15 protein-coding genes are annotated in these 14329 nt (G+C 56.2%); 8 read left to right on the top strand and 7 right to left on the bottom strand.

Going from position 1 to position 14329, the window contains the following annotated elements; genetic code table 11:
• The first annotated feature begins 48 nt into the window (after positions 1–48).
• From lepB to CAUR_RS06740, 6 genes are all read left to right on the top strand, one after another.
• Positions 49–759: a signal peptidase I gene (gene lepB, locus CAUR_RS06715; RefSeq protein ID WP_012257166.1), complete on the top strand. Its 711-nt coding sequence runs from the start codon at positions 49–51 to the stop codon at positions 757–759.
• 16 nt (positions 760–775) lie between these two features.
• On the top strand, positions 776–1924 hold the full coding sequence (locus CAUR_RS06720) for a glycosyltransferase family 4 protein (RefSeq protein ID WP_012257167.1): 1149 nt from the start codon (positions 776–778) through the stop codon (positions 1922–1924).
• Positions 1925–1978: 54 nt separating this feature from the next.
• Positions 1979–2167, top strand: a complete 189-nt coding sequence (gene tatA / locus CAUR_RS06725; protein ID WP_012257168.1) for a twin-arginine translocase TatA/TatE family subunit — start codon at positions 1979–1981, stop codon at positions 2165–2167.
• A 363-nt stretch (positions 2168–2530) separates the two neighbouring features.
• Entirely contained in the window at positions 2531–3850 is a 1320-nt protein-coding gene (obgE, locus tag CAUR_RS06730) for a GTPase ObgE (protein WP_012257169.1), read from the top strand.
• On the top strand, positions 3847–5328 hold the full coding sequence (locus CAUR_RS06735; protein WP_012257170.1) for a S10 family peptidase: 1482 nt from the start codon (positions 3847–3849) through the stop codon (positions 5326–5328). Before obgE ends, CAUR_RS06735 begins: the two co-directional genes overlap by 4 nt.
• 3 nt (positions 5329–5331) lie before the next feature.
• On the top strand, positions 5332–6153 hold the full coding sequence (locus tag CAUR_RS06740) for an alpha/beta fold hydrolase (RefSeq protein WP_012257171.1): 822 nt from the start codon (positions 5332–5334) through the stop codon (positions 6151–6153).
• A gap of 62 nt (positions 6154–6215) precedes the next feature.
• Here the strand turns inward: CAUR_RS06740 and CAUR_RS06745 are convergent, their stop codons facing one another.
• From CAUR_RS06745 to rsfS, 5 genes are all read right to left on the bottom strand, one after another.
• On the bottom strand, positions 6216–7169 hold the full coding sequence (locus CAUR_RS06745; RefSeq protein WP_012257172.1) for a tyrosine-type recombinase/integrase: 954 nt from the start codon (positions 7167–7169) through the stop codon (positions 6216–6218).
• A 996-nt stretch (positions 7170–8165) separates the two neighbouring features.
• Positions 8166–9023, bottom strand: coding sequence for a PAS domain-containing protein (locus tag CAUR_RS06750; protein WP_012257173.1), 858 nt, complete (start codon positions 9021–9023; stop codon positions 8166–8168).
• Positions 9024–9118: 95 nt separating this feature from the next.
• A complete protein-coding gene (locus tag CAUR_RS06755; RefSeq protein WP_012257174.1) occupies positions 9119–9820 on the bottom strand; it encodes an SDR family NAD(P)-dependent oxidoreductase in 702 nt (233 codons plus the stop codon).
• 124 nt (positions 9821–9944) lie between these two features.
• Positions 9945–10160: a hypothetical protein gene (locus CAUR_RS06760; protein ID WP_012257175.1), complete on the bottom strand. Its 216-nt coding sequence runs from the start codon at positions 10158–10160 to the stop codon at positions 9945–9947.
• Positions 10161–10168: 8 nt separating this feature from the next.
• Entirely contained in the window at positions 10169–10501 is a 333-nt protein-coding gene (gene rsfS / locus CAUR_RS06765) for a ribosome silencing factor (protein WP_012257176.1), read from the bottom strand.
• A gap of 209 nt (positions 10502–10710) precedes the next feature.
• Between rsfS and CAUR_RS06770 the strand changes: the two genes are divergently transcribed.
• Positions 10711–11283, top strand: a complete 573-nt coding sequence (locus CAUR_RS06770; protein ID WP_012257177.1) for a macro domain-containing protein — start codon at positions 10711–10713, stop codon at positions 11281–11283.
• 225 nt (positions 11284–11508) lie between these two features.
• Positions 11509–12036: a PspC domain-containing protein gene (locus CAUR_RS06775; RefSeq protein WP_012257178.1), complete on the top strand. Its 528-nt coding sequence runs from the start codon at positions 11509–11511 to the stop codon at positions 12034–12036.
• 300 nt (positions 12037–12336) lie between these two features.
• Here CAUR_RS06775 and CAUR_RS06780 read toward each other — a convergent pair whose 3' ends face one another.
• Positions 12337–13158, bottom strand: coding sequence for a DUF92 domain-containing protein (locus CAUR_RS06780; RefSeq protein ID WP_012257179.1), 822 nt, complete (start codon positions 13156–13158; stop codon positions 12337–12339).
• A 96-nt stretch (positions 13159–13254) separates the two neighbouring features.
• On the bottom strand, positions 13255–13731 hold the full coding sequence (locus tag CAUR_RS06785; RefSeq protein WP_242605091.1) for an SRPBCC family protein: 477 nt from the start codon (positions 13729–13731) through the stop codon (positions 13255–13257).
• Positions 13732–14329 lie beyond the last annotated feature (598 nt).

Below are 14329 nucleotides of genomic sequence, written 5' to 3' on the forward strand. Positions count from 1 at the left end.
CTTTACGTGCTATCTCTTAGTGTAGCATAGAGTGTCCACGTTCATGCTATGACGAATAGTCCTTCATCATCAGAACCGCTCACGAGTGATCCGGAAACTGTTCAAGTTCGTCAACCTCGTGCCCCTCTGCGGTACGTGGTTCGTGAACTGCTCGAAACAGCTATCTTTATTCTGCTGGTTTTTCTCATCGTGCGCGGTGTCGTGCAAAATTTCAAGATTGAAGGCTCAAGTATGGAGCCAACGCTCCACACCGGTCAATATATTTTAGTCAACAAACTCATCTATTTTCATTTCGATTTAAACGCACCACTACGCCTGCTTCCCGGCCAATCTGATCTTCCACCCCGTATTGTATATCCTTTTCGCCCTCCCCAACGCGGTGACATTGTTGTCTTTGAGTATCCACGTGATGTACGTAAAGATTATATCAAACGAGTTATTGGTTTGCCGGGTGACATTATCGAGATTCGTGAAGGTAAAGTCTTTGTCAATAACGAACCGCTCGATGAGCCATACCTGCGCGGTGCGTCCACCTATTGTCTGGGTGGGTATCCCTGCGCCCAGGGACCGGTCCTGGTGCCAGCCGGTAGTATCTTCGTGATGGGTGACAATCGCGGCAATAGTTCCGACTCGCGAGAGTGGGATGCCTTACCGCTGGATCGGGTTGTCGGTCAGGCATGGCTCATCTACTTTCCGTTTAGTGATTGGGGATTGGTACCGCACCATCGCTACGAGACCAGTACTGCGGTAGCACCTTAGTCAACCGCTCAATCGTATGCATATCGCTATCAACGCTCATCTGCTTGCGCATACCCACTCGTTTCGGCGGGCCGGTGTTTCTCACTATATCGAACAAGTCTTACTCCACCTGGCCCAAATTGATCGCGAGAATCGCTACACCGTCTACACCACACGCGGCCTCGATCAGGCGGCCCTCGGCTTACCGGCCAACTTCGTGGTCAAACCATCACGCTTACCAACCATTAACCCGCGCGTCCGGATTCCGTGGGAACAGATTATTGCGCCACTCATGTTGCGCGGCAAAGCAGACCTCTATCACGGCTGCCTTAACGTGGCACCGTTGCTCAGTCCGGTGCCAACGGTAATCACCATCCACGATCTGGCCTTCATCCGCTTTCCGCAAACGTTTCGGGCCTACAATCGCATCTACCTCGATTTCGCCACCCGGCTCAGCGCCCGGCGGGCCAGTCGGATTCTCGTTGTTTCCGAGCACACAAAACGCGAAGTGGTGGGATTGCTCGGGGTTGATCCAGAACGGGTCGTTGTGACACCAAATGCCGTGCGTCATCACTTCCGTCCGCCTGATCCGGTTCAACTCGAGCAGTTCCGTGTTCGCCATAGTCTGCCGGAGCGCTTCATTTTATACGTCGGAACACTTGAACCGCGCAAGAATCTGACGACGCTCCTCGAAGCGTTTGCCATCCTGAGCCGACAGGTGCCGACCGTTCCTCTCCTTATTGGCGGTGGAAAGGGCTGGATGTATGAACCGATCTTTGCCCGTCTCGAACAATTGCAGTTACGTGACCGGGTAAAGTTCGTTGGTTATATTCCCGAAGAGGAATTACCCCTGTGGTATGCAGCGGCTACCGTCTTTGTTTTTCCGTCGATATATGAAGGCTTCGGGATGCCACCACTCGAAGCAATGGCCTGCGGGACACCTGTCATCACCTCGAACACATCCAGCCTGCCGGAGGTAGTCGGCGATGCCGGGATAATGGTTTCACCCACCGATACCACTGCGCTTGCTGAAGCAATGCAGCGTATTCTGACCAGTGCTGATGTACGAGCAGATCTGCGTACCCGTGGCCTGAAGCGCGCTCAACAGTTTTCCTGGACGCAGACAGCAATCAAGACCCTGGAAGCGTACCGGGCAGCGTTGACACACCCCTCTGGTGGGGTATAATGAATGAGCATAGCCATGGATAGCGCTGGTGCAATAACGAGGAAGGAGTGCCGTATGATCGGTGGTCTTGGCTGGGGTGAGCTGTTAATCATCTTGATTATTGTGATTGCGATCTTTGGTGCCGGGAAGCTGGCGGGTCTGGGTGGAGCACTCGGCAGCAGTATTCGCGAATTCCGCAAAGCGGTAAAGGGTGATGATGAGCCACGCAGCGATGCGAAGACCGAGGGCGAGACCAAAGTCTAGTCTCACACGTTAGGTCTTCACCGGTGAAATGTGCTGCTGCTCGTTCAGATAGCTTGCTCTTCGTTAGAAGAGAGTATCTCACGCACCTGAAAACGTCTGGCCTGAAGCAAGGAGGGTAAAAACCTCGTTTCAGGCACGGAAGTCTTTTGCCCCATTCACCAGTTCCAAAGTTGTGATACCTGCGACGTCAACCCTAACCAACATGAGCAGGTACACACTCTCTCTGCCCTGTGGAGACGTATCCTATTGTCCTGGTAGAGTCATGTCCGCTCTGCATACCTCACTCGGACGTATAATGAAAGCTGACCGTTAAAAATAAACGCAATTTGGGGGCGTCATCAGACACCCCATGTTGATACGCTTATGAAAACTGAAACCGATTTCTTTGATCAGGCAACAATTGTAGTACGTGCCGGTAACGGTGGTAACGGTGCGGCCACATTCCGGCGTGAAAAATATGTTCCGCGTGGCGGCCCCAATGGCGGTGATGGTGGTCGTGGAGGTCACGTCTATCTGATCGCCGATCCTGAATACAACACGCTGCTCCATTTTCGCTATCAGCGCAAGTTCGTTGCCGAAAATGGTGGGCACGGTGGCAAAAATGCGATGCATGGGCGCAACGGCACTGATGTCTACGTACCGGTACCACCGGGCACAGTAGTGCGGGCAACTATCGACGGCGTTACGTACAGTGTCGATCTGGCCCGCCCTGGTCAACGCCTGCTCGCCGCTCGCGGGGGACGTGGTGGGTTGGGCAACATCCACTTCGCAACCTCGACTCGCCAGGCACCGCGGCTTGCTGAATTGGGAGAACCGGGCCAGGAGTTGACCCTTGAACTTGAGCTAAAGATGTTGGCCGATGTAGGGCTGGTCGGTTTTCCGAACGCCGGGAAGTCTACGCTGCTGTCGGTCATTAGCGCCGCCCGCCCGAAGATTGCCGCCTATCCCTTTACCACACTCACTCCGAACCTGGGTATTGTCGAAGTTGGCCTGCAACGCTTTGTGGTAGCCGACATTCCCGGTTTGATCGAGGGCGCTCACGCCGGCGTGGGTCTCGGTCACGATTTTCTGCGCCATGTCGAACGTACCCGGCTGTTGATCCATATTATCGATGCCGCTGGTGTCGATGGTCGTTATCCCTGGGATGATTACGAGCAGATCAACACCGAGCTGCGCCTCTATCAGCCTGAACTTGCCCAACGCAAGCAGGTCGTGGCTCTCAATAAAGCCGATCTACCCGCTGCCCAGGAAAATCTGCCGATCTTACGTGAACGATTGCCGGTGGCTCCTGAAGACCTCTTCGTGATCTCTGCGGCCACCGGTGAGGGTATCGAACCCCTCCTGCGCCGGGTTGCCGACCTTTTGCGGGCCGATCCTCCACCACAGCGCGATCCGGTCGATCCCGACGAACCACCCCTACAGTGGCCTCTGCCAGAGGTTGATGAGAATGCCTTTACCATCGAACGTGAAGGTGAGGCTTTCCGGGTACGTGGGATCAAGATTGAACGCTTGATCGCGATGAGCAATCTCGATCAAGATGAAGCGCTCGACCGGATTCAGCGCGTCCTTGAGGCGAGTGGGATTAACGAAGCCCTGATTGCGGCCGGCGTGCAGGACGGTGATCTGGTACGGATTGGACGGGCTGAATTAGTCTGGGATGATAGCGGACAGCATGCCTTATGACAACAACGAACCAACCTACAAACCCACCACCGGCGCCATCGGCGCCGCCGACCGATCAGATCGTTCAGACCCATCATTCAGTGACGATTAACGGGGTGGAAATCGGCTACACCGCGACTACCGGCATCATCATTATGAAGGAGGAGGCCGAGAAAGACGGTGTCAGTACCGGTGAACAGGCACGAGCCGGTATCTTCTTTGTCGCCTACACCCGTGATGATGTCACCGACCTGAGTCGGCGGCCAATTACGTTTGCCTTTAATGGTGGCCCAGGTTCATCATCGGTGTGGCTACACCTCGGCTTGCTCGGCCCCCACCGCGTCTTGATGCAAGAGGAAGGCTGGCCTTTACCACCACCCGGTCGACTGACGCCCAATCAATACTCTTTGCTCGATGTCAGTGATCTCGTCTTCATCGATCCGGTCAGCACCGGCTATAGCCGACCGGTCGCAGGTGAGTCGGCGAAGCAGTTCCACGATTTTCGCAAAGATATCGAGTCGGTCGGCGATTTCATCCGCCTCTACGTGAGCCGCTATGGACGCTGGCTGTCGCCGAAATATCTGGCCGGTGAGAGTTACGGTACCACACGGGCAGCCGGTCTGGCCGGCTATCTACAAGAGCGGCATGGCCTCTACCTGAATGGGCTTATGCTGATTTCAGCCGTGCTGCATTTTCAGACCCTCTCGTTCGATCACGGCAACGACTTGCCGTACATGCTCTTCCTGCCGGCCTACACCGCAACTGCCTTCTACCATCGCCGCCTCGAACCAGAGCTACAACGCGATCTGATCACAACCTTACGTGCGGCAGAGGCGTTTGCCCTTGGCGATTATGCACTGGCCCTGTTGCAAGGTGACCAGCTTGATCCATCCGCTACCGAGCGCATCATCACCCAACTGGCACGCTATACCGGCCTGAGCCGAGAGTATATTGAACGTTCACGATTACGCATTCGCGATGATCGGTTTGTTAAGGAATTATTGCGCGATCAGCAACGCACAGTTGGTCGGCTTGATAGCCGGTTTACCGGTAGCGACCGTGACGCGGTAGGCGAAACGGTCGAGTTAGATCCAAGTCTGGCGGCCATTCTTGGCCCGTACACGGCAGCTCTCAACGACTACGTGCGTCAGCAGTTGGGCTTTAGCAGTGACCTGCCCTATGAAATCCTCACCGAGCGCGTCTGGCCCTGGAGCTTCAACGACCATCAGAACCGCTATGTGGATGTCGCCGAGACCTTGCGCCGGGCAATGCATCGGAATCCAGCTCTGCGGGTACATGTGGCAAGTGGATACTACGATCTGGCAACCCCCTACTTTGCCACCCGCTATACGCTGAGTCATCTGGCCCTCGATCCGGCACTGCGCAGCCAGATTAGCGAGAGTTTCTATCCTGCTGGCCATATGATGTACATTCACGAACCGTCACTCGCCGCGTTAAAAGCCGTCCTCTCTGACTTTGTAAGCATTGGAGAAAGGTGAGTCATGCAAGGCGAACCATGTCACATCTCAGCGCAACGTAAGGCAATCCAGCTCGCGCATGGGCGGGTCAGCTACCTGGAATGGCCTGCGGACGGACCGGTCGTTCTGTTGTGTCATGGCATTACCAGCAGTGCGGTCACCCTCTGGCGATTAGGTGCCGACCTGGCTGCCGACGGCTGGCGGGTGATTGCGGTTGACTTACCCGGTCATGGCCAGAGTGATCTCAGCCCTGCTCACGATATGGACACCATAGCCGGGATTGTCGGCGACCTGATCCAGGCCCTCGCAATCACCGATCTGGCGATGGTAGGCCACTCGTGGGGTGGGGCAACAACACTGGCTCTCATCAGTGGACAGCATCCGGCTCGCGCCGCAGTCAGGCGAGCTGTCTTGCTCGATCCACTCGTTCGCCAGGAAGCAGCCGTTGCGCCCTCGCTGTTGCCCCAGTTTACTATTGGTGTTGGTCAACCACCCACCGAGACTCTCCCACGCCTACGCGAGTTGAATCCCGACTGGCATCCCTGTGATTACTACTGGAAGACCCAGGCGTTGGCTGAATGCAGGTACGAGCAGGTAGCCGGACTCTTCCTCATGCCAGAGGATTGGACACTGGTACCGCGCATTGCCCGGGTGCAGATACCGGTATTAATCCTTTTGGCCGAGCCTGCCTACACAATCATTCCACCGGCGATCCAGGACGAGTTACGGGCTACGGCACCAGCCGATCTTGTCCAGATGGTAACCATTCCGGGCACCAACCACAACATGCTGCGTGGGCCAGGGTACGAGCCAACCTTCCAGGCTTTACGTCAGTTTTTGGGATAACAAATGGCGGCGCCTGAACGCCGCCGCATCAATCCGAACGATCATCGGGCGCGGTCGGGGCGCTACATCGCCTCACGCCGAGATGGCACCTGGAGGCTAACCGGTCGTTCGGCGGTATGAGCACGACTCCGAACCAGCTCACTGTAACGGCGGGTCGACCGTGGATCACGATGACCGAGGATACGTCGCACAACCTGTTCCGGGTAGAATGCAATCAGTTCTGCGGCAGCAGTATGCCGCAGGTGGTGCAAAGTATAGCGGGGCTGCTCGCGGCCATCGACAATGTCGATCAGGCGGGCAGCTTTGCACACGGCCACCCAACGGCGGTGCAGGGTATCATACGATACTCGCGTTCCGCGTGAGGAGCGGAACAACGGTGTCTCCGGAGCAGCATCCTCCATATCACGTACCCATACCCGCAATCCGCGGAGCGAGCGCGGCATCGCGTCAGGGGTCAAGACAATCATCCGTTTACTGCCACTCTTACTGTCCTGAACCAGGAGCATCTCGCGTCCGGGTTCAAGAATCACATCACCGACGTTCAGATTCAAAACCTCGTCTGTGCGGATACCAATTTCACGCAGCATCGTAAAGATCAGACGGTAGGGCTGTGGTGCTGCCGCAATCGCCTGATCGAGTGCGCGTAGCTCAGCCTCGTTGGTAATCGGTTGCGGCCGGTGTTCGGTGGGCAAACGCCCATCAATCTGTTCAACCGGATTGTGCGTCACGTAGCCACGCTCTAATGCCCAGCGAAAAAACCGACCCAGACTGGCAATTCGTCGGTTCGTTGTACCCGGTTGCTCCTGACGCCGCGCCAGGAACTGCTGAATATCAGCCGTCGTGATAGCACTCAGCTCCTGGCTTAGAGCAAGCCCGGCTGTCCGCAGATCACAGCGGTACGAAGTGATGGTATTGTCGCTCAAACCATCATCGCACTTCAAATCGTGCAAAAATTGTTCGAGTTCGCTGATAATGGTGCGCGCATGCTGTGAACCGGCTCCGTTCGCCTCAGACATACGACTCTCCTCTCTCCTGCTGTGATGAAGATACTTCTCTTCAGGGTATGCACAGCAAGTAGCTCACAGCGCACCGGTCAGCGCCGTAAGCAATGACACTCCTGTCAGATTGACTCTGCGCTGCAATTATCTATCACGACCCTATCTCACAATAACAGATAGGTGCTCCTCCCGAAGATGGGAACAGTGAACACATTATCACTGTGTGATAACTGCCGAATACCGAAGATGCGATCTTCAGCAGCATAACACCGTGAACAGCTTCATTGTGTTCGGTATTGATTGCATTATAGCAAATGCTTTGACCTCATGCTAGTTCTAAAAATGAATATTTTTTGCTTCAAGGCAAAACTATTATCGTCATGAAAACGAACAGAAAACCGGATCATACGGCAGCACAAAATTGTTGGGAATATAGAGCCTGAGCAGGTGTTAACGTTGCCTGATTAGTTAAGACGAGACGAATTGCCGGGTGTTGGCGACGAAGTGAGCAGGTTGGTGGGGTATTAGCCGGCGGGTTGTATTGGCGGGTTAAGGGGTCGGCAGGTTAAAACCCTGCCTCACCACGTGGAAGCCCCTCGGGGGCTGGTCTGACGGCGGGAAGTGGGCGCCGGGCGTGCTCGCGGACAGACCTGGCGGGGCTTGCACGGCGTCAGGTAAGGCTTCAGCCCACCTGACGGCAGAAAGTGGGTGCCGGGCGTGCTCACGGATAGCCCCCCAGGGGCTTGCACGGCGTCAGGTAAAAATTCACCTGCCTGACGGCAGGAAGTGGAACCGAACGTGCTCTTGGATATAACCCCGCAAGGGCTTGCACGGCGTCAGGCAGGGCTTCAGCCCGCCTGATGGCGGGAGTGGGCACCGGGCGTGCTCACGGATAGCCCCCCAGGGGCTTGCACGGCGTCAGGCAGGGCTTCAGCCCGCCTGATGGCGGGAGTGGGCACCGGGCGTGCTCACGGATAGCCCCACAAGTGCGAAACAAAACAACCGACACACCCGTCACCGCATCATTCGTCCACCAGCTCTGAACTGTTCTCTCCCATTCATTGCCAGCGCAATACCGTCTTGAAGCGTAGCCCGTGTCTCAAAAATACTCAGATCGGCACCAAGACTAACCAGTGTCTGTGCTACTTCAGGACTGATTCCGGTCAATACTACCCGCGTCCCAAGTAAGCGCACGGCTCGCGCCGCGCGAATCAAGGCATCGGCGACAAAGGTGTCAACCGTCGCAACGCCTGTGATGTCAACAATCACGATCTCAGCCCCGCGTGCCGACACCCCTTCCAGCAACGTTTCAATGATCAGATTAGCCCGGCGCTGATCAATGGTACCAATCAGGGGTAAAGCCACGGCCCGATCACTGATTGGCACCAGCGGCGTGCTTAATTCACGTAAGGCTCGCTCCTGCGCGTCAATAATCTCTGCCTGCATCTGCAAGCGCTCGAACTCGATGGCCTTGATCTCACTGATGTTTTGCATCATACCGACCATCCGTACCGCTTTCCCATCCGGGCCGGCGAGAAAGTAGCCGCGATCCAGAATCCAGACATACGAACCATCTTTGTGGAGAAAGCGATACTCAATGTCATATTCGCTCAAGCGAGCTTCAGCTTCCCCCAGTAATGCAACTGCCCGCTCGCGATCATCTGGATGGATCAATTCTTCCCACTGCGCGATACCACCACTCAATTCACTCAACGTCCGTCCACAGACATGCTCGGTCTCGCCACTCCAGCTAATCTCGCCACTAACCACATCATAATCGTAGATCATCAGTCGTAGTGCCCGCACCAGCATTGCATAACGATGACGCAAATCGTTGAGTTCCTGAAGCAGGCTTTGGGGATCAAGTGCCATGACTGACCTCTTTCCACATCGAGCTGACAGCATGGTCACTGAGCAACGGGGCTACGGGTGATTGTAGGGGAAAGACGACTCTGTTGTCAACTCTTTTAAGCCCTCCCATACACCGGAATTGCTGCACCGCTGATGATCCGTGCTGCCGGGCTGACGAGAAAGTGAATGACGGCGGCGATCTCTTCTGGTTTCACCCAGGATTCATGATTTGCTTTTGGCATTGCCGAGCGGTTGGTTGGTGTATCAATCACACTTGGTAATACGGCGTTGACGGTAATGTCATGAGGGCGCAATTCGGCAGCCAGTGCTTCGGTCAGTTGCAGCACCGCTCGCTTGGCAGCCGCATAGGCCGCCAGATTGGCACCGGCCTGAGTCGCAGTCCGGCTGCTAACATTCACAATTGCCCCGCCACCGCGAGCAATCAGGTGGGGAATGGCAGCGGCACACGAAATTACAGCCGTCTTCAGGTTTATATCAAGCTGCACCTGCCAGAGCGCCCATGGCGTTTGATGCACCGGCTCGCCACCGGCGAAGCCACCCGCAGCGTTGATCAAGATGTCGATCCCACCATGCGTGGTTGCAATCGTGCGATAGGCGGCCTGGGTTGCCGATTCATCGGTGAGATCGAGCGGTAAGCCGATTACTGCCGGTATACGCTCGGCAAGTGACCGAAATGCATCCTCTTTCACAAAGGGGGCGACAACCGTAGCGCCAGCATTCGCCAAACGTTCGACAACCGCTACTCCTAATCCCCCTGTGCCGCCGGTGATAATCGCAACCTTTCCTGCCAAATCCATGGCTCTTCCTCTCGTAGATATATAAACAACTCTGGCGCACACCTACGCCAGAGTCGCCTCTATGCTCAGACAAACGGAGAGCACTCCTTGCAGGCAACCCCATCGTTACCCGTTTTGGTGTTGACTACTGCATCAGCAGGTCGAAATGCGGTCGTCCGTCATCACCACCGAGTCGGCGCAAACCACGCTGAATGGCCCGCGCTGCACCTTCGCCGATCCAGAATGTCAGCACTGAACCGACGATCAGGCCTAACGCGCTACCCAACGCTGCCCCACTGGCGAACAGAACGAACCGTTTGCGTCGCGACGCTGCTTTGCGCCGCGCAGTCTCCTTGCCCATATGCTTCCTCACTGCACAACGACTACCGGCATCGCTTTGCTCCAAAGACGCTCCAACCGGTAGTACTCACGCTGGCTCTGGCTGAAGATGTGCACCACAATATCGCGATAGTCGAGCACAACCCAGCCGGTGTCGGCGCTCCCTTCAAAGCGCGGGCTTAACCCGTGCTCGGTTGAAATCTTCTCGTCGATGTGGTCGATGATCGCTCGCATCTGCCGATCATTGTCGGCGGTACAGATGATAAAGTAGTCGGCTATGGTTGTCTGCGAGCGGATGTCCAGCAGGACAATGTCGTGCGCCTGCTTGTCTTCTACCAGCTCGACGATGCGGCGGGCAATCATTCCGGTCTCGATGGTTCTCTCCTCCTGTAGTGTATTATCGTATCATCCTGAATCCTATCACAATTGACGCACCTTGTAAAACTATTATAGCAGGATCGCTGCGGCTAATTTACGATGGACGGGGTAGGGGATGGTGTTGCCGTATTCACAGTTCTGCCGGTACCTGATGGGGGTCTGCGGTAGACCTGGCTGTTTAGAGAGGAGGATGGATGATGAATGAACCGCTAACATTACGTATTGGGCAGGCGTGTCTTGAGGTGGTCGAGGGCGATATCGTGAGCCAACAGGTTGATGCGATTGTCAATGCCGCTAATGAACAGTTGCTGCAGGGTGGTGGTGTCTGCGGTGCAATCTTTCGCGCTGCCGGAGCTGCTGAACTACAACGGGCATGTGATGCTGTTGCTCCCTGTCCAACCGGCGAAGCTCGTATTACGCCCGGCTTTGCTCTGCCGGCACGCTATATCATTCACGCGGTTGGGCCTATCTTCGACCACTATGCACCATCAGAAGCCGACCGGCTGCTCATAAGCGCGTATCGCGCAAGCCTGGCGCTGGCCCGTCAGTATGGTCTACAAAGTATCGCTTTTCCCAGTATTGCCACCGGTATCTACGGTTTTCCGGTTACTCGTGCCGCACCGCTAGTCCTGCAAACGCTCATCGATGATCTGCATACCCATCAGGCCCCTGGTCTGGTGCGGATGGTGCTGTGGCGCGATACGTTCCCGGTGTATCGTGATGTGTTCACCCACATGCAATCTGAACGGAAACTGAACGGTGGGTAACCGGTGAGGCGCTGGTAATGCGCCAGCCGTGCCTGCAATAGGGTTGTGCCTGTACGAGCGTGTTGATACCAGGCATGAGCCTGTTCACCCATGGCGATGAATCGCTGCCCGCATATGGTCTCGTGACGGTGAGCAGACGTGGTTGCAACTATTTGGTAAAACTTTCGTCAAATTCGCAGAATACGTGGGCACAACTCTTTGGCCCTGGCTGGAAGGAGCCGATATATGCAGACACGACTTACCCGGAGTAGAACAGATCGCATGATCGGCGGTGTGTGTGGCGGCCTGGCTCGCTACTTCGCCGTTGATCCGGTCATTGTGCGCTTGATCTTTGTGCTGATCTTTTTCATCAATGGCATTAGCCTGCCGATCTATCTGGTGCTCTGGCTGATTATGCCAAGAGAGAATCCTCCGACACCCTTCTCCTCGACAGGTAGTGAGGCAAATTTCGCCCCGCAGGAAGCTTTCGTTAGCCAGAGTCAGGTGAGTGGGCAGGCACGGGTCGGATATGCTCCCGATCCCTCATACCGCTTCGATCCACTTACCGGTCAGCCTATCGGTGGCCCGGCAACCAGTGAGACAGTACAACTGACAACGACACCATCGCGTCGCCGTAACTGGAGTTTACTCGGCATGATTCTGATCGGTGTGGGCGGTATCATTCTGCTTGAGCAATTGGGGGTGAATCTCTCGCTGCTATTCCCCGTGCTGTTGATTGGGGCCGGCCTGGTGCTGTTGCGACGTGGACGCTAAATGAAACCGGTCACATCAGCCAGAAACAGGGAATGAACACTATCGTAGAAGGCCAGGGTAGGGGCGCACGGTCATGCGCCCCTACCGTGAATTCCCCTGTGTTCACCACCTCAATCTGTACCACGCAACGTTTAGGGTTCGGCAAGAATGAGATGGCGTATGTGTCGCCTTCCCTTCACAGGTAGCACAAGGTCATTCGCCCGACTACCAACCCTCTTGGCCTGACCAGCCGCTGTTGTGGTATCAGCGAATGGATAGCGGTAGCGAAACATCCTTCGCCAACCCACTGTCACCGGCCTGTCAAAGCGCCCCCATCATTGCCGCAATCACCACCGCGATCAGGGCACCACCAATTGAGCTGATCAGGTTCACCAGGTCGTTATCCATCCAGCGCCAGCCGCGCAAAAAGCGATTGGGAGTGCCGTCACGGGCCACCCGGCGTTCAGTCTCGCGGCCATCGGGATAGACGTAGATCGCCTGTACGGTAGCTCCCATCAGACTGTCGAGCAGCGCACCACCTAGACCTCCAAGGAGACCAGCCGGGATCATCCACCACGGCGGCGTACCACCGATACTGCTCAGCAGGAACATAGTGATGCCAATCAACAACCCGCCTGCGGCAGCCGCTGAGGTACCCATCAGGGTAACACCGCCGGATGTTCCCGGTGGTACCGGCTGGCGCGTCGTAATCAGTCGTGGTTCATGCGGGCTGAGTACGCCCAATTCGGTCGCCCAGGTATCGGCAGTCACCGTTGCCATCAACCCGACAAATGCTGCCAGTAATACCGCCGGCTGGTCGTTCAAGGCATACGCGACCGCGCAGAGTGCACCTAACCCACCGTTGGCAATGGTCTGAAAGAAATCGCGCCTGCCGCCCTTGGCAAACTTTTCTGCTGCTCGCCGTTCTTTGATGGATTCTTTGTAGTGAGAGAGTAGACTGCTGCTGACGAAAAAGACGATCAGGGTAATTCCCCAGGCCCAACCACCAAAACCAAACGTCAATGTCCCTACCAGTACCGCACCCAGCCAGCCACTTTCGCTTAGTGAACGGCGGGCAAAGGCAACACCGCCGATCACAATACTGAGCACAAACCCCAACCCGATCTGCACAACGTCAATCATAGTCTCCCCCGACGCACTCGCCGGAGCGGCAAAAAGAATGCAGAGCACCGTGCAATTGGTGCTCTGCGATTATACCAGAGACAGGGACAGAGTTGATTAGGCTGCGGCGCGGGCAGTTAATGTCTGACGAGCCTGGCGAGCGACACCTCGCAATGCTGTCTCAAGATCGGCACCCAGCATATCGGCGACGGTCTTCTCCGGCACAAACGATGCCATCATGCCCAGAAGTGGTGCCAGATCAATTCCCATAATAACCTGCAGATCGGTACCATTGACCGCCTGGCTCAGCACCCAGCGCGTCTCAACCGGTAGCGGCGTGCGCACGGTGAAGACGATTTCGCGGTTGTCTTGCCAGGTCAGATCACCTTCACAGCGGATCGTGCCGAACAAACCACCCATTGACATATAGGTGACCAGACGGGCGCGACGTGCGACATCATCACGATTGAGCAGCTCTGTCTTCTGCACGCGAGGCAAAATCTGGCTGATCAATGCCGGGTCAGAAAGGGTGGCGAACACCTGCTCTGGCGTTACTCCCTCTATGTGGCAGCGCCGTCCTACTTTAATCATCATGGTCTCCTGTCTCTGTACTGTCAATGTTTTGCACAGTCATCATAGCACCCTTGCACAGACATGTCAATAGCTTTATTAATGAAAATACAATGAGGAGCGTCGTTTGGCCTGCGGCAGCCATGCTCCGCGCCTGCCGTGCTCGCGATCAGGTGCGGGGCGCAGCGGTTTCGTCGCCGGTCACGGCAACGCACTGCCGTCTGCTGTGACGATACGTGCTGCGTAGACGGGGTGTGAGCGGGGGAGCGGATCGTGATGTGTCGTTTGGCCTGCGGCAGCCACGCTCCGCGCCTGCCGTGCTCGCGATCAGGTGCGGGGCGCAGCGGTTTCGTCGCCGGTCACGGCAACGCACTGCCGTCTGCTGTGACGATACGTGCTGCGTAGACGGGGTGTGAGCGGGGGAGCGGATCGTGGCACAGACGTTCCGCCTGCTGTTTGGAGCATGCCTTAGCTATTGAACAGCAACCATTTCGCAAAAGTCTCAACCCACAAACCATCCTGGCGCAGGCTGCCAACAGTGTGAACGCGCCGCACGTGTGCCCCCGCCGGTGCGCGTCAATTGCCACGACACAGGCGTTCCAGCCCGACCCACGCTCCTACA

This window comes from Chloroflexus aurantiacus J-10-fl (assembly GCF_000018865.1).
Taxonomy (GTDB): Bacteria; Chloroflexota; Chloroflexia; order Chloroflexales; family Chloroflexaceae; genus Chloroflexus; species Chloroflexus aurantiacus.